This is a genomic window from Ruegeria sp. BG11 (assembly GCF_056538565.1).
Map to the genome: position 1 here is coordinate 20,468 of NZ_JBQFTH010000019.1, position 16,538 is coordinate 37,005.

16 protein-coding genes are annotated in these 16,538 nt (G+C 52.3%); 4 read left to right on the forward strand and 12 right to left on the reverse strand.

The window, feature by feature from the left end; all coding sequences use genetic code 11:
- Window positions 1-41: 41 nt before the first annotated feature.
- A complete protein-coding gene (locus tag ACR0JF_RS21765; protein ID WP_170663109.1) occupies window positions 42-557 on the reverse strand; it encodes a DUF805 domain-containing protein in 516 nt (171 codons plus the stop codon).
- Window positions 558-950: 393 nt separating this feature from the next.
- On the opposite strand from ACR0JF_RS21765, the gene ACR0JF_RS21770 reads away from it, so the two are divergent.
- From ACR0JF_RS21770 to ACR0JF_RS21780, 3 genes are all read left to right on the forward strand, one after another.
- A complete protein-coding gene (locus tag ACR0JF_RS21770; RefSeq protein WP_170550033.1) occupies window positions 951-1,250 on the forward strand; it encodes a hypothetical protein in 300 nt (99 codons plus the stop codon).
- 124 nt (window positions 1,251-1,374) lie between these two features.
- Window positions 1,375-2,919 carry a ShlB/FhaC/HecB family hemolysin secretion/activation protein gene (locus tag ACR0JF_RS21775; RefSeq protein WP_480669886.1) on the forward strand — a complete coding sequence of 515 codons (1,545 nt, stop codon included), beginning with the start codon at window positions 1,375-1,377 and terminating at the stop codon, window positions 2,917-2,919.
- A gap of 1,326 nt (window positions 2,920-4,245) precedes the next feature.
- Complete coding sequence (locus ACR0JF_RS21780; RefSeq protein ID WP_170663105.1) at window positions 4,246-5,778, forward strand: phospholipase D family protein; 1,533 nt, start codon at window positions 4,246-4,248, stop codon at window positions 5,776-5,778.
- 467 nt (window positions 5,779-6,245) lie between these two features.
- On the opposite strand, the gene ACR0JF_RS21785 is transcribed toward ACR0JF_RS21780, so the two are convergent.
- The 9 genes from ACR0JF_RS21785 to ACR0JF_RS21825 form a co-directional block, all read right to left on the reverse strand.
- The gene (locus tag ACR0JF_RS21785; RefSeq protein WP_170663103.1) at window positions 6,246-7,427 is read right to left on the reverse strand and encodes an adenylate/guanylate cyclase domain-containing protein; all 1,182 of its coding nucleotides are present in this window, start codon (window positions 7,425-7,427) and stop codon (window positions 6,246-6,248) included.
- 424 nt (window positions 7,428-7,851) lie between these two features.
- Window positions 7,852-8,022 (reverse strand): hypothetical protein, encoded by a 171-nt coding sequence (locus ACR0JF_RS21790; RefSeq protein ID WP_170380082.1) that lies wholly within the window; start codon window positions 8,020-8,022, stop codon window positions 7,852-7,854.
- Between the two features lie 263 nt (window positions 8,023-8,285).
- Window positions 8,286-8,840, reverse strand: coding sequence for a CIA30 family protein (locus tag ACR0JF_RS21795; RefSeq protein WP_480669889.1), 555 nt, complete (start codon window positions 8,838-8,840; stop codon window positions 8,286-8,288).
- 11 nt (window positions 8,841-8,851) lie between these two features.
- Window positions 8,852-9,304: a TspO/MBR family protein gene (locus tag ACR0JF_RS21800; RefSeq protein WP_170663101.1), complete on the reverse strand. Its 453-nt coding sequence runs from the start codon at window positions 9,302-9,304 to the stop codon at window positions 8,852-8,854.
- 13 nt (window positions 9,305-9,317) lie between these two features.
- Entirely contained in the window at window positions 9,318-9,821 is a 504-nt protein-coding gene (locus ACR0JF_RS21805; protein WP_170663099.1) for an aggregation factor core, read from the reverse strand.
- A gap of 136 nt (window positions 9,822-9,957) precedes the next feature.
- Window positions 9,958-10,341, reverse strand: coding sequence for a nuclear transport factor 2 family protein (locus ACR0JF_RS21810; protein ID WP_170663097.1), 384 nt, complete (start codon window positions 10,339-10,341; stop codon window positions 9,958-9,960).
- Window positions 10,342-10,485: 144 nt separating this feature from the next.
- Window positions 10,486-10,866, reverse strand: coding sequence for a VOC family protein (locus ACR0JF_RS21815; RefSeq protein ID WP_170663095.1), 381 nt, complete (start codon window positions 10,864-10,866; stop codon window positions 10,486-10,488).
- A complete protein-coding gene (locus ACR0JF_RS21820) occupies window positions 10,867-11,880 on the reverse strand; it encodes a zinc-binding alcohol dehydrogenase family protein (protein WP_170663093.1) in 1,014 nt (337 codons plus the stop codon).
- A gap of 26 nt (window positions 11,881-11,906) precedes the next feature.
- Complete coding sequence (locus ACR0JF_RS21825; protein WP_170663091.1) at window positions 11,907-12,197, reverse strand: putative quinol monooxygenase; 291 nt, start codon at window positions 12,195-12,197, stop codon at window positions 11,907-11,909.
- A 104-nt stretch (window positions 12,198-12,301) separates the two neighbouring features.
- On the opposite strand from ACR0JF_RS21825, the gene ACR0JF_RS21830 reads away from it, so the two are divergent.
- On the forward strand, window positions 12,302-13,189 hold the full coding sequence (locus ACR0JF_RS21830; protein WP_170663090.1) for a LysR family transcriptional regulator: 888 nt from the start codon (window positions 12,302-12,304) through the stop codon (window positions 13,187-13,189).
- 32 nt (window positions 13,190-13,221) lie between these two features.
- On the opposite strand, the gene ACR0JF_RS21835 is transcribed toward ACR0JF_RS21830, so the two are convergent.
- Complete coding sequence (locus tag ACR0JF_RS21835) at window positions 13,222-14,127, reverse strand: haloalkane dehalogenase (protein WP_170663088.1); 906 nt, start codon at window positions 14,125-14,127, stop codon at window positions 13,222-13,224.
- A 229-nt stretch (window positions 14,128-14,356) separates the two neighbouring features.
- Window positions 14,357-16,246 carry an SLC13 family permease gene (locus tag ACR0JF_RS21840; RefSeq protein ID WP_170663086.1) on the reverse strand — a complete coding sequence of 630 codons (1,890 nt, stop codon included), beginning with the start codon at window positions 16,244-16,246 and terminating at the stop codon, window positions 14,357-14,359.
- Between the last annotated feature and the right edge of the window lie 292 nt (window positions 16,247-16,538).

The following is a 16,538-nucleotide window of genomic DNA, read 5'->3' on the forward strand; positions in this document are numbered from 1 at the left end:
CATTCAGCCAGAGTTTCCGGCCCGTTACCCGGGCAACAAGGTTAGGAAACAGGTGCGCCGTATTCGTTTGCGCCTTCTTGGGAAGGTCGCGTCAGCCACCAGATCATCAGGATGGACAGAACCAATTGAAGAATTGAGACAACAACAATACCGGTCACACCCAGAACGGCCGCAGGTCCTCGCAATGCATCGGGGTTTTCGGTCCCTTGCTCCAATACCGAAAAGAACGCCACCCCACCCAGCATAACAAAAAGAGTTACAATGCTGAGCGCCATCGGCAGCAGCAAGTACCAGCCAGGTCGACCTGTATCATGTAGCCTCCGCCAACCGGCGGCCAGCATTGGTATGAGAACGGCCAGTTGGAAAACAGAGGAAAGAACCCGAGATCCCTGCCCGGTTTCGGGGTTGGTCCCGAATATGATTGTATCCAGCACAGCTAAAGCCGCACTCACGAGAACCACAAACAAGAAGAACCACCAGTATTCTGAGCGTATAGCCCGACCGGAGAACTGCAAGTATTTCGAGAAACACGTTTTAACGGCTTCACCAAATCCCATTTTTCAATCCTTTCTTCGTTTCTGTGCGGCCTCAGAACGCCTCGCGGACCCAAAAGCACGCCTTCGCCCTTCTGGGTTTTCCTGCCTTCTATTTTTGTTTGAACGCCAAAAACCTATCTTTCAAAAAGGTAGCGAAATTTACGCGCGGAAAAAATGTTGATTTATGAAAAATAAGATTCAAACATGCGAATTCGACTAAGCTTTATTTGACCCCCGTTGTTATCGGCCCCGGTAATCAACCCAATATCGTTCTCCCGACCAATCTGTTGGCGACAAATCTTTGGGATAGGTAAGCACCGGATCGAGCTGTGCTCAATTGGCTGAATAGAAGCGGGCGCTTCAAAAAGGAGTGTCCAAATTCATTAAGTTCGAAGGACCCTGATGGAGAAAAAAATGACCAAAAAGACAGTGATGATTGCAGGCACAACTTTGTTTGCATTGCTTGCGGCATGTGACGAAACGAGTACGTCGGGCGCATCTGCCGAACCCACACCCGCTCAGCAGGCATGTTTGCGAGATGTGGCCAAAACCACGAACAATTCGCAAGTCGTTGTGCTCTCGTCCGCGTTTAGTGAAGCTGGAACACAAGTCACTGTCGGCGTTGGTGAGGATCGCGCTCCTTGGAATTGTATTGCTTACACGGATGGTGCGACAGCTGGTATCGAGTTCCTGGGCGACGAAGGCGCACTGTAATCTGGTCGCTGTGTATCTCGAAAGCACCAGTCGAGATCAAATTTGAACAACGGTAAGCTCAGACATTCAAACCTCGTAATAGGATTGGGTTCTAACATGCTCAATCATGCTAAGGTTGTGGAAAATGCCCGTATCAAACTCGGTTGTATTTGCGATCATCTGCACTTTTGTGGCTATTGTATCAGTCCCAAAATACAGCATGGCCCAGACTTGGGACATCGCGTCCCAGCACACTGTCAGTGGAGTAACGGTGTATGATACGGATGAGCTGTTAACGTTTGCTGGTCAGTTGGCCTTTGATCGGTCGGGGCGCATCACAGCGGCGGATGCCGCATCAACGATCACGCAGATCTACCGAGAAGACGGTTACTTCTTGGCTGAGGCCTGGCCCGGTCCCGATGGGCAGATCATAGTTGTTGATGAAGGGCGTATTCAAACCATCGAAATTGAAGGTGTAGATACACGCACGTTCCAAACCTTGGAAAAGATTTTTCGCCCCCTCACCACCGCATATCCAATAACTCTCAAACGATTTGAGCGGGCGGTTATGTTAGCCGAGGACATACCCGACTTGGACGTGTCGACCGAACTTGATTACCCGGATCAGGGCGGTGCGCGGCTGAGAGTGTTGGGAGAGCCCCTGCGCAAACAAGCCGGCAGCGCGACACTCGACAACCCTCCGCGTGAGCTTGGAGAAGCGCTCAGCTTCTATATCGTACAAGAATTTTATTCGACGCTGACCGTCGGGGATTTGCTTCGATTTGAGGGGTCAGGCAACTACAATTGGGACAAAGACGACGAACACTCTTTGTGGGGCGCTGTTACCTATCGCACGCCGCTGAACAGCAATGGTCTGTACGGTGAGATTTTCTACGGAAACATAAACGCAAAACGTGACCTCTCGGGTGATTTTGCAAGAACAGATGTTGATGGCGAGAACTTCACCGTCGCGTTGGGATATCCCGTGATCCGCGATGTGGCCCGCTATGGGTACCTTCTGCTGGATTATCGCATTTCCGAAGCGGACTCAGTCAGTGGTGGCGTTCCACTGTCCAGTGACGCAAGTGTCGTTGGCCTGACATATCTCTACGGCCAAAACTATGCAAAAGGACAAGCTCTGGAAGCAGGGATAACCTTATCTTTTGGTGACAATGACAACGACACGACAAACGCCAATTTTGACGACGGAGACTCTTCGTTCTGGCATCTGCGGGGCGGTATTGGATACGAAAGCCCGCTAACGAGCTTGTCGCCCAACACAGCTTGGCGCACTGAGATTTGGGGGCAGTACACCACCGACCGGCTGCCCTCGGTCGAGGAGTACTTCCTTGGTGATCGTTATGCTTTGCGTGGATATCGGTTTGACGAAGTGGATGGTGATTCCGGGATTTCCGCGATTTTCGAAGTGTCTCACTCCTACTTTCCAAGTTCCCAAAGCATTCATCGCTTAACGCCCTTTGTCTTTTTCGACGTGGGCTACATCTCGAACAATGACCCTGCGAGTTTTGAAGTTGATAATGCTACACTGGCCTCGACAGGTCTGGGTTTGGACATTGAGTTTAAGCAAAACCTATTCCTGTCCGGATATGTCGGTGTCCCTTTGAGAGACGGTCCCTTGACCGACTCTGGAGATCCTGGCGCGTATCTTGCTCTGACAACAAGTTGGTGAGGATGTTATGAAACTGAACCGCATTGCTTTAATTGCCGCAGCTTGTTTGTTTGCAGAACTGGCCGCGACGCAGGTCGCCGCGCAGGGAAATCATTACGGTTGGTGCCGTGGCGTAGGGAATCCGCACCGGTCGAGCCAAGGATGTGGGCAGGCCGGTGGGCAAGGGGTAGGCAATCAAATTACCGGCCCAACGCAACCGGTGGCAAATCAATTGCCGCCTCAGGGAACACAGCAAACACCCACGTCCGTTGCTGTGCCGGTCCTTGCGCCGGGCGCGGTCCCGAACGCAATTCCCGGTCGGGTTCCGATCGCAACGCCAATAGCGGTTCCGGGGCAAGTTCCAACGCCAATCGTAGCGCCGACGCTCGCTCCGCCTTTGGTGCCAAATCCGACACCAAACCGGGTTCCGACAGCCGTTCCTAATCAGGTTCCGCCATTGGCTAATGTGCCGCCGCAAGTTCCGACTGCGACTCCTAATCAAGTTCCGATAGCTGTCCCTGGTCAGGTTCCGCCTCAACCCAATGTGCCGCCCCTTGTGCCAACAGCGACACCCAACCAAATACCAGTCGCCGTTCCCGGTCAGATCCCGCCTCAGCCTACCGGTCAAACTGCTGTGCCACCGCTTGTCCCAACCGCGACTCCTAATCAGGTTCCCATTGCGGTTCCTGGCCAGGTTCCACAGTTGACGCCAAGACCCACGGCAACTCATGTAGCCGTCCCAGGACATCAGAATCCACAAGGCGTCGTGACAATCATGCGCCCAAGGCCGAGGCCAACAACCGGTACTGCTCAGCAACCTGGCGCAACACAAGTGACCCACCACTTAACCCACCAAAGCAATTCAAAGAAACACGATCACGTCGCAGCAACACCCGGACGGCATGACCCGCACGACCTACCGAGATTCCGCAACGCTGCGGCCAAGGAAAACTGGGAATGCGTTGCCAGCGGATTTGGACAGCGCCGCTATGATGCTGGTCGAGGCGTGTTGCTGAACAACGGAGCGTTGCGGCACCTTGGAAACGTGGATGCAATGGCACGGGATGTACCTGCACGGCACCCAAAACACTCGGGCTGCATTATATCGGTCAAACGAAAGCAGCGTTGACCCGGTTTGGTGGGTTTTAGTGCTCGTGAGTCAGTTGGCACACCTACAAGAGCTATAGGAGCGCTCAAGAACCTGCGCTTGCGCCACTGATTTTATTGAAGAAAACTAGGGTTTCACCAAACAACAACGATCAGAGAAACAATCTCATTCCTAACAGAACAGACTTACAATCACCCGTCTGGGCGTAGTCACCTAGTATAAGGGGATGGAGAAAGCTGATGACGCAATTTAAGTTGGTGGTCTGTATCTTGTGCACGCTGACCCTTGTTGCTTGCGCACCCAAAACTCGCACATATGAAAAGACAGTATCGGCTTCGCTGCCGGCGGACTCGCGCACAGCTCTCAGTCGGGCGGCCAATCGGCTTGGCGATCCCAAAGACGGTCGGTCGGGCGTAAAGCTGATCAGTGACGGCGAAGCAGCTCTTGTCTCAAGACTATTGCTCTCTGCGGCGGCCGAGAGAACGATAGACGCACAATACTACCTTCTGCACGACGACCCAACGGGCCACCTATTCGCTGCCAGTCTTTTGCAAGCGGCTGATCGGGGTGTTCGTGTCCGATTGTTGCTAGATGACATGGATACGTCCAGCTATGACGCGATGACAGCCGCATTGGACAATCACAAAAATATTGAGATCCGGCTTTTCAATCCATTCTGGCGGGAACAAAGCCTTCTGATCGCAGGTTTGACCGATTTCAAACGCATCAATCGCAGAATGCACAACAAGTCCATGACCGCAGACAATGTGTTCACGATTGTGGGTGGGAGAAACATCGGCGATGAGTACTTTCTCGCGCGGGAAGAAATGAACTACGCTGATCTGGATGTGCTGGCCGCAGGCCCCGTTGTACGCGAGGTGTCACAAAGCTTTGACTCATACTGGAACAGCGAATTCGCCGTTCCGGCTCGGGTAGTCGTTGGAGAGCCACAGGAATTTGACCTTGGTGATGCGCGAGTCAGGTTGAACGAACTGGTCGAGGAAGCGAAGCAGACGCAGTATGGCGCGGCCCTCAGAAAGTCGGCACAAGAGAACTTCGCAGATGGAGCACTGTCATTGGATTGGCTGCCTGCGAAGCTTTACGCTGATCCGCCGTCAAAAGCCGCCGGTCTCGAGAATTCAGGTCCCGTTCTGGCATCTCAATTGCTTCCGTACTTTGAGAATGCCAGCCGCGAGGTGAACATCGTCTCCGCCTATTTCGTGCCGCGTAACAACGGTGTGAAATGGCTGACCGAATTGGAAAGCCGCGGCGTCGACGTAAAGGTTGTAACCAATTCACTTGCCTCTAACGACGTCGCACCCGTCTACGCGCACTATGCCAAGAAACGCCGTGCACTTCTACGCGGTGGAGTAGAGCTCTATGAGCTGCGACCGGACGCCTATCAGGTCCAACGACGCGGTATTAACTGGGCTCAATCCAGGTCAGGCCTGCATTCCAAGGCATTTGCAGTCGATGACCGATACTTGTTCGTAGGATCGTTCAACTGGGATCCGCGATCTGTCAACATCAACACCGAGATGGGAATTCTGATTGACTCGCCAGTATTGGCGACACAGACCATGGGTGCCTTGGACGACGCGCTACCCGCATACACATATAACGTGACGCTCGAGAAAGCTGGTCAGCTTAAATGGACGACAAGAGGCGATGATGGCAACGTTCTTGAGTACCAATCCGAGCCGACAGGATCGGCTTGGGATCACATAGTTGCCGGTTTTCTTAGTATTTTGCCAATTGGCTCCCAGCTTTAGTTTTTTTGGCAGTTGGCCGACGCTACTAGAATACTCCGGCCTGCAAAAACGGCTGGATTGGGTTCAAAACGTCCGTTGCTCTTTTCCAGCCGGTCGTTTGGATTGCCATTTGTGGTACTCCGTTTCCTAAACATAGCGGTGGACCAGTTCAATTAGGGGGACTCAGGCCTAGTCGTGCTCGTCTTGCTTTACATGGCTAAAAGCGACCACGAAATTCCCTTGGCAGAGTGGTCGGTGAACTTTGACTTATTGCACGTGTTTTCCGCCACTTGTCACCTCTCCAAGATGCTTGGGTAAAGCTTTCAATCCGCCGACTACACTCGTTGAGTGTTTCGTTTAGCGATCCGTAGTATTGAGGCCGCGTGTTCAGTGCTGCCGTTTCCTGAAAAGTGTGCTTCACGCGGCTAGCAGCCCAAGGCAGATCTTGAAAATACGAAAGTCCATTGGATTCCCAACAATATAGAGCATCACTTTGTTTGATGAGAGAGGCTGATAACGCGAAAAATCTGCACAGGGTTGCCGATGCCCTTCAGTTCCCGCTCTCCCATTTCTTCTGTCTCCACATGTTCTTCTATGTCTAGAAGCGCTCGTTGGTTCAAAAGGATCTGCCCGTCGCTGGCAAAGTCGCAAAGTCTGGATGCGGTATTAACAACCCCACCTATTGCGGTGTAGTCGGCGCGACCATGAAACCCGATAAGCCCAAGAGTCGCATAACCACTACTGATCCCAATACCCAAACCCATCGCGTGTCCGAGTTTCTGCCAGGGCGCTCGTATTTCTTCGAAAGCTTCGCGAATTGCCTTAGCCAGCCGTACGGCTTGCAGAACGGGCTGATCGCAGGGAACCGGGTCATTGAAAAAGACCATCAATCCGTCTCCGGCTCGATACCCGATTGTTCCCTTGTGCTGGGCAACTAAATGGCCAACCTCATCGTGGAAATGCTGGAGAAGGGTAATGACATCTTCCGGCTCAATTACCTCGGAAATCGCTGTGAAATTCCGGATATCGCAGAATAGGCAAGCGATATATTGACGATGAGTATTAAGAAGCTCGTCAGAGTTTTCTTCAACGACAAGCTCCGCAACTTGAGGCGCAAGGAATTGTTTGAGTCGCCCCAGCCTGTCAATCTCGCCTTCCTGGCGCTTTACCTTCTCAGTCAGTCTTTCGTTCAATGCTTCTATTTCATGTGTCTGGTTGCGAACCGTGTGGTTCAAAGCATCGAGTATAAAGTTCTGGTTTAGCAAAGCCGCGATCATCAAAAGTACATAGGCAAGCGCTTCGACACGTTCATCATAACCAAAGTAGAGTGTGACAATCAGGATGACAGCAGCAATCCCACCGAGGACGAGTGGAAGCTCCTTGGCATGCCGTTTCCGGTCTCTCCATAAGAAACTAACCGCCAACAACGCAAACACCCACATCAGCACCGCTTGCGCATGTGGGTTTATGGAAAGCGCTTCATAGCCAACCAAATAGGTGAGCAAAATCCCGGAATAACACGTGGCCAAAGAAGCCAGAGCAGCCAAGACAGCTCCGATCCCGATTGGCATCGAGATTTTGAATTCCTCCGTTGCCACACCGATACCATCGGCGACAGCACGCGACGAAGGTTCCGCGGCGGGGTCACTTCTGTTCTCGGGATCAGACATGGTCCTCGTTTGCGCTTGGTTGCTGGTAGAGTACGTTTGAATTGAGATTGCGTCAAAACCGCTAGCCTAAAAATGAACGGTCGAGGTTTGCGCGGAACTAGCGCGGTCAGACAAATCAACCTCAAGCTCCGCAATGAAAAAGAAACGAGAAAATGTGAGGAAACTGAAATTTTAGGAACATCACTTTTCGATTTCGCTTTAGTAGTGAACTTTGCTGCGCATAGTGATTTCAATGACAACACAGTGGCGTTTCAACACCGCCTGCCAGAAACCGCGAGACTCCCGTTTTAAGCCTTCCCACAAGGATTTGGCACCAGTGTTGGCTCCATGGTACTCCGAGGTCATTGCCAAGCAAAGCCGAGGGCTACCGTGAACTTCTCGATCAAACAATTCACAGAAAGCTTGGTGTCTTGTCCAGAAATGCTCAAGCTTCAGCGATCAATGTTCCCCAACTGGAAAAGCCACCGTCTGTCTCGCAGATGATCGTCTCCATCCCGGTTACCGCATCGTTCCCAAAATAGCAGTCCGCAAACGCACCGGTGCCAACAAATGATAGGGTCAGGGCAACAAGGCCCAAAGCTGCAATCCTCTTCATGATACTCACTCCTTTAGATGAGCTTCATGTGGGAGTTGTCTTTTGCTGAATGTATTTTGCTTTGATTAAGTTTTTTTAACTGAAGACTGTCTGTGGAGTCGTCTCTTCGGAACGCAGCACGCTCTGAATGTTCGCTCAGAAAAGACAGGTTCAGCATCCAAAATGAAGGAACCGCACATCCGCGTCCAGGCATTGGCACAACTCGATCTCAAGCGGTCTCAGGCAGACCTATCTGAATATCACAGCCCTCTCTTTGTAGATCTTCAATAGAAACCAATCTCACTAACATCTACGCGGGCCTCGTGATCGCGCCCGAAGGCGACAACTCCGACGGAGGTGATTTCGTCAGCAACGGGAATAGCGCGCAACATGGCACCTGAAGCCTTGAAACCTGACAGAGGCAAACAAACTTCGGTCCACTCGTCAGAAGTTGCGAACGCGGCCTGATAGTATTGCCACGGAAGAACCGTGCCACGCGTTCTGAGGTGAACGAAGTATGGCTCGCCGTTCCCCCGTACCAATAGCCTGACGCCTGATACACCCTCATCTGGTCGATCAGACAACTTGCGCCGGAACTGGATGAAGCCGCCGTTATTTTCCGTACTGACGGTTCCGGTCAACCGCGCGAATGCAACATCACCTTCCGAAGGAAACTGCACCTGACCTGAGGACACTCCTCCCATGACGGTGTCGGCAACGTAGTCCCAACGCGTCTCCGGAGACTTGGAGAAGTCTTCAGTTAATTTTTCATCAGCCTGAGCCATTGTGCATCCGATGATAACAAGACCTGAAACAAGCCCAACGAAGTTGGCACGCATATTGTTCCTTCTCAGTTCAATATCGCAATGGAAAGGTTAAGCGCCGTGGCAAATGCGACCCATGCAAAGTACGGTAGGAAGGCCAGCGCGGACACTCGATCTGAATCCCTGACCCGAGCGATGAACATGGCGATCACAATCAGCAACCCGACAATGACCACAAGGGCAAACCACGGCAGTTGCAGTACGAAAAAGGCTGGGGACCACAAAAAGTTCAGACCCATCTGCGCCCACCACAGCTTCATGGCGGTCGAGCTTCGGTCCGCTTCGAACTGACGCCAACCCACCATGGCGATCAAGACATAAAGCACCGTCCAAACCGGTCCAAAAATCCAATTTGGTGGGTTGAAAGCCGGTTTAGAAAGCTGCGCGTACCATTCGCCAGGTGCGGTCAATGTCCCGATCAGGATGCCGCCGCCCACCATGAGCGCAAGGAATGCTATGCGGATCAACCAATTCGACATTGTAGGAAAGTTTTCAGCAGTCCTTGGTTGTTACGTTGACAAGTGCTTCAGAAGAGAAGGTCGCCGTACTGGTTTTATCTGCATCGGTAAATGACACTGTGGCGCCTTCGATCTCCGACCCCGTTACGGTGATTTCGCGTTGCCCGATGGTATCATCGACATCGATGGTAAAGGCGAGTTTGTCCCCGGCTGCGAGGGAGGCGATCTCAAGTTCTATTGTATCTTGCCCGTCCACGACCGCTGGAATTTGCCGCAGAGCATCCGCACCCTCAATGAATTCGAGAGGTTGGAAGACCTCTACACCCGCGCCTTTTTCGGTAACGTCGAAAATCAGTCGTCCGGCAGATTGCGACAAGTCAATTTTGAGGGTCGAGGCTTCTACTTCGCAAGCTCCGACATTTGTCAAAACAAAACGGTCCTTGGGTGCGCCTTCTATAAAGCGAATTTGTACACCAGCTTGAAGCGAAGTAGCTGCAAATAACAGAAGGGCCGCCGTAAGAATACTCTTCGAGAACATATTTATCTCCTAACTAAACGGTTCTTGATAGATACGCCTCGGCGGGTCTCCTGGATCAGACTTATACCCTTTGACTATCGTGGTTTAGCAGACAGCAGCTTTCGAAGTTCCATGCTCCGCAGTGAGAACGGCGAAGTCAAAACATGCCATTGTCATTTTCGCTGTTTGCTGGAATTTCCTGAAGAACGTCCCAGTGTTCGACAACCTTGCCATCAGCATCCAGGCGAAAAATATCGATCCCCGCGTACTCGAGACCATCGGGCCAAATTTGATGGCAATGCAGAACAACGTGATCGTCTTCAGCAAAGGCACGTTTGATATCCACACGCTTTCCCGGGTATTCGGCGGCCATGCGCCCAAAGTAGTCAACAAAAGCTTGCTTGCCGTCGCCAACATGCGGGTTGTGCTGCGTATAGGTTTCCCCAACAAAGGTTGCGATGGCCTCGGCGGGTCGACACGCGTTGAACATCATTTCGTAGAAAGCTATGACGTTTTTCTTGTTTGTTTCGAGGTCCGGCATGCTGATCTCCAAATTGACGTTTGTACCGCCCTAAAATGTTGGTCCGAGTAATTCTTGGAAGCAACCCGGCAAGGATCTCGATCATTGATCGGCAAAGAGTTTCGAGCTTGATTTTGCGTTCCTACTATTCCGAGGGTTAGCCACTTACTCGGTTTCTTCGAAGTCTATATGAATATGATTTCCATCAGGATCGGCCACATGGATTTGGACCATTCGGGCGCCTGGGACGTCAGTTTTGCGATACTTGATCTGACTCGAGTTCAGTTTTTCTTCGAATGCGCTCAAGCCCTTGGCTAAGAGCGCAAAATGCTCGAGCTTGAGCTTCACTTCGGAACCGACATTTGGCGTTCCTTCGTGACCCACAAGGTGAACCACGGCGTCATCACCCGCATACAACCAAGCTCCGAGAAACGGAAAATCAGGGCGGGCCCCGAGTTTCAAACCCAGGACCTCTTCGTACCAAGTAACCATCTCAGGCAACCTTGTGGTCACGATATTCACATGATCTAGTCGCTCAATTCTCATCTAAAACCCCTCAAGCACGAGCTTTCCTTTGGCCTTGCCGCTTTCGAGGATAGCATGCGCTTTCATTAAGTTTGTAGCATTGATCCTACCGAGTGTATCGGTCGCTGTGGATCTAATCTTTCCATAGTCTATCAACCCGGCGACCTGATTCAGGATTTCGCTTTGACGATTCATATCTCCAGTCCCAAAGAGCGACCGAGTGTACATGAACTCCCAATGCAATGAGATCGATTTAGGTTTGAACGGCGCGATGTCGAAGGTCTCAGGATCATCGATCAACCCAAAGCGACCTTGGGGTGTCATCACCTGTCCAGCTTGAGAGGCATAAAGCTGGGAATGGTTTGTCGAATAGATGAAATCCACACTTTCGATACCGAGAGCCTCGAGTTGTGAGCCAAAAGGTTCTGAGTGGTTGATGACATGGTGTGCGCCAAGCTCTCGAACCCATTCTTGTGTCTCGGGGCGGGACGCAGTGGCAATAACCGTCAAGTCAGTGAGAGCCCGTGCCAATTGAATGGTGATTGACCCGACACCGCCTGCGCCACCAATAACCAGCAACGTATTGGTCCCGCCGGAAACGGCATCTTGTACTCGCAAGCGGTCGAACAGCATCTCAAAGGCAGTAAGCGTCGTGAGCGGCATCGCCGCAGCCGCTTTTGCCGGTATGGATTTTGGCGCGGCTCCGACAATACGTTCATCCACCAGATGAAACTCGGCATTGGTTCCCGGTCGGTTGATCGCGCCGGCATACCAAACTGTATCGCCCGGACTGAAAGTCTCAACCGCTTCACCAACGGCTTCGACGACGCCTACTGCGTCCCAACCCAAAATATCAGGTGCTGGACCTACAGGAGCACGTTTTTGCCGAATTTTCGTATCAACCGGGTTCACTGACACGGCCTGCACTTTCACCAATAAGTCGCGCCCCTTCGGCGTCGGTTTGTCGGCTTCGAAGTCAACCAGGGCGTCCACCCGATCAATCGACCCTGTCTCACGGTATCCGACGGCTTTCATAGCGTGCTCCTTTGTCCGGTTCTGTATCAACCGATGATTGTCATCTCATTCAACGTGAATTCTGCAACGGCGCCTTCGGTTGCTTCCAGGTAAGCCGCAAGGTGCTGAGCACCCATGTGGGTTTGCCAAAGCTCTCGGCTTTCCCAATTTTCGTAGAATACGAAATGAGCCGGGTTGTCGTTGTCCTGGTGCAGGTCGTAGTTAATACAACCCTCTTCGGCACGGGTTATGTCGATGAGCTTGATCAGCTCACCTTTTACGAGGTCGATCTTGTCGGGGTTGGCTTTGATGTTGGCGAGGATTGTCAGCTTGGCCATTGGATTAGGTCCCTTGTTTTCCTGAGCGATGCGCCAGATTTACGCCGCAGTACTTTCGGGATAAACAGGTCAGGATCGAACATATAATCCGGAATTTCCGTTTAATGCTTCTAGACAATCTTCGCTTGTTTCTGACGATAGCCGAGAAAGGCAGTCTTGTGGCCGCGGCGCGCGAGACAGGGATGTCGAGCACGACAGTGTCCGAGCGGCTCGCGGCTCTGGAGGCACATTACGGTGTGGTTTTGTTCAACCGCACCACCCGTTCCATTAGCCTGACCGAAGAAGGCCGAGTATTAGCCGATGGGGCAAGAAACGTTCTCAGTGAGGTTGCGGACCTGGATACACTAGTTCGGCACGGCGCGGAAACTCTGTCTGGTCCAATTCGCATAAGCGCGCCGATCGACTTGGGACGAAGCATTGTTTCCGAAGTTATCACCGAATTCACCGAAGAGAACCCTGCCGTCTCAATCGAACTGTCCCTCTCGGACGGCTATGTCGACCTTGTCGGCCAGGGTTTCGACCTCGCCGTTCGCTTCGGCAACACTACAGACAGCTCGCTCAGGTTGCGAAATCTAGGAAGCTACCAACGTTTCGTGTGTGCGTCCCCAAGTTATCTGGCCTCATTCGGAACGCCTGAAAAACCAGAAGATCTATTAAACCACAACTGCTTGGTGATGAGGTTTGGCGACATGATCGACAATGTTTGGGAGTTTGGAACAGGACCAAATGCCCAGCGCGTATCGGTAAGGGGAAATCGAATAGTCAATGATGGTTCACTCATCCGCGATTGGGCGATTGCAGGCCATGGGGTCGTCTTGAAGTCAGAGCTGGATGTCGGCGACGATGTTCGATCTGGCAGACTTGTTTCTCTCTTGCGCGACTTCCTCCCACCGCCGAAACCTTTGCAAATGATGTTTCCGCCGAGCCGAGCCCAACCACGTCGCATAACGGCCTTGGCCGAGCATTTGCGTCGCAAATTTGGTGTGGGTTGAGGCCGCAGGGGAAGACACTAATCTGATAGCCGCTATGTTCGCTCAATGAATTTCAACGTCGCCTGTGCCAGCTCTCTGCCAGCATCTTCTTGAATGAAATGCCCGGCTTTTGGCACAACGATATGATTTTGACCAACTGCCCCAGGGATCGACTTTTGGAACAGTTTGTCTACGCCCGCCATGACCCTGTCATCTTCTCCAAAAACAGTCAGAAACGGAGTGTTCAGGGTCTTGAGGGTTTCCCATGCGGCTCGGTTAGCTTCAGAAGCTGGATTATCAGGCGAGTCGGGCACCAACACGGGAAACTCGCGAGCGCCTGCCAGATAGCGCGCATCCGGGAACGGTGCGTTATAGGCTGCGACTTCTTCATCTGAAATCTTGGATGTCGTGCCACCGAATACGATGCGTCCCGAATTAAATTCAGGCACGGATTGTGAGTATTCCCGCCATGAAAGAAATGCGTCGCCTAAGGGCACGTCACCGGTGGGCAGGGCCGTGTTCGCCACAACCACACGAGAGAACCGCTCGGGCATACTCGCAACCAGCCGCAAGCCAATGAGTCCGCCCCAGTCTTGGCAAACCAATGTGATGCCCGTCAGGTCAACTTTCCGCAACCACTCGGACATCCAGTCCACATGGCGTTGGTAAGTGTAATCGGATCGCTCAGTGGGCTTGTCCGACCGGCCAAACCCAATCAAATCAGGAGCCAGAACTCGATGACCCGCATCTTTGAATAACGGAATCATGTGCCGATACAGGAAGCACCAGGTTGGCTCTCCATGCATCAACAATACTGGCGGTGCCTGCGCCGGTCCCTCGTCCAAATAGTGCAGTCGGAGAAGACCACCCTCGGTATCATCCACATCAAGATAGTTCGGGCCAAAGTCGAAATCTGGCAATCCGTCAAACTGGTGGTCCGGTGTACGAAGGAACTTCATCGTGAACTCTCCAAAAATGCCGACGGTCTTGGTCCGACAACATTGATCGATAAAACTAAAACGGTCCAGTTCCAGTTCATACCGACTTCAGGTTTGGTTGAGTTGGACGCATTGCTTCGGCCCCTCGCGGCGGAGGTTCTTTTTGCAGACGTCTTGAATCTGCAGCAAAATAATCGGTCTCAAAAACCTTGTATTTTGAGTTCATCTGTACGGATCGCCGAGAGGCAGCTCAGAAGAAAATCGCAAGCCCGGTCATTGAGACAACCAAGAAAAGGAGAGTCATGATTCCGCCCGAGCGAACAAAATCGACCACCCTGTAACCTGCTGGGCCCATGATCAACGCGTTCACCTGGTGTGTTGGGATCAAAAATGAGTTGGACGTTGAAATTGCCACGGTGAGAGCAAATACAGCCGGGTTTCCACCCGCCGATACAGCAATAGAAACTGCTAGCGGCACCAGCAGGACAGTTGCACCTACGTTGGACATGACCAGCGTGAATGCCGTCGCCAAAACGGCTATTCCTGCTTGCAACGACCAGATCGGCCACCCCTTCAAAAGGGCCAACACATGCGCTGCAATCCAATCCGCAGTGCCGGTGTTCTGAACAGCCTGCCCCAACGGGATCAGTGAAGCGAGTAGAAAAACTGTGCTCCAACTTATCGACTCGTAGGCCTCATCAATCGACAACACCCGGCTCAAAACCATGCCAACAGCGCCAACTAACAGGCACAATGACAAGCGCAAATCGGAAAACAGAATTAAGCTCAACGCTATTAGGAAAAAAGCGAGCGCCCATCCGACCTTGTGTGGCCGCAATTCTTCCTGGGGAAAGTCCGAGGTGACAACGACGAAGTCCCTGTCTGACTTCACTCGTGTCAGACGGTCCCACTGCACGTGCACCACACACGTGTCGCCGGCTTGCAAAGGAACTTGCCCGATATGCGTAGCTGAATGATCTTCGGTCTCAACGTGGCTTAGTGTTTCTTCGCCACGCTGAATGGCCAACAAAGACAAACCATGCGTTTGGCGGAGACGTAAATCGATCGGAGTCTGGCCGATCACTGAAGAACCGGGAGGAATAACAACCTCGGCCACCCCCGATTGGGTCGCGGCGAAATCATCCGCGAAGACATCTAGTTGGGGCAGGATCTCTAAGCCGTAGGGCTCAGCAAACTGGTGCTCAACCACCCGACGCAGGCCAAGCACTGCGAGCCGCGCCGGGGCTTCGATCTTGGTATCCGCCATCGGCGCGATGACCTTGTGGCCGCGATAAGATGTGCCCAGAATGTACATGTTATGAGCGACCATCAGATCCGAAAGCGTTTGCCCGATGATGATCGAGCCTTCAGGGACACGTATCTCAAACATATCGGCCCTAAGCCCGTATGTGGTTTCGACATAAGCCTGCATGGACCGAGCCGAGCTTGCGTCTTCTCCACGCTCCCGCTGAGCGGGAAGGACCCAACGACCAAAGAGCACAAAATAAAGCACGCCTGTAAGCACCAGCATCACACCGATGGGCGTGACTGAAAACAACCCAAATGTCTCCATTTGTTGGTCAGCTGGAAGGGATGAGTTTGCCGAAACAATCAGGTCATTCAGCAGGATAAGGGGCGACGACCCAACCAATGTGATCGTACCACCCAGAATCGCGCAAAACCCCATGGGCATCAGCAACCTACTCATCGGGATTTCCGTACGTGCCGAGATGCGGCTCACAACAGGCAGAAAAAGCGCAGCAGCTCCGACGTTTTGCATGAAGGAGCTTATGACACCAACCGTTGTTGCTATTATGGGGATTATCCGGGCTTCTGTCGTTCCACCATTCTTGAGGATCAAGGCCGCAACCTTTGACATAAGTCCGGTCTTATCAAGCCCAGCGCCAATTATCATAACTGCGATGATGGACATCACTGCGTTTGAGGAAAAACCTTCAAAGAGCCTGGAGACATCGGCAAGATTACCCAGCCCCGGTAGATAGCTAAGTGCGCCAAGCAGCACCATTACGAGAATTGCTGCGACATCGATCCGTATAATCTCGGTAACAAAAAGTAAGACAGTAAAAGCTAGTAGACTCAGTACGGCTATCATTTCGTACGTCAGTGTTGGTAATTCCATATCGTACTCCCAACCTAACGTTACCTGAATAGTAGCAAATGCGAAGGACCAACTCTGCGCACAAAGTAAGGCCAAAATCTATTAGGCCGGCTCAAGAAGCTCGTTTTCTCGGACATGGTATCTGCTGAAACATGGAATTCGCCAACTCAAAGAGACCCTGATGATAAACTCAAAAGCGTCTCTTAGTCACCGCAATCGGAGGGAGAGTGTCCATTCGCAGACTTGTGATAGATCCCCGCGTCCAGAATAGGTATTGCCTTACCCGCGAAAAGAGCGCGCCCAAACCGGCGCG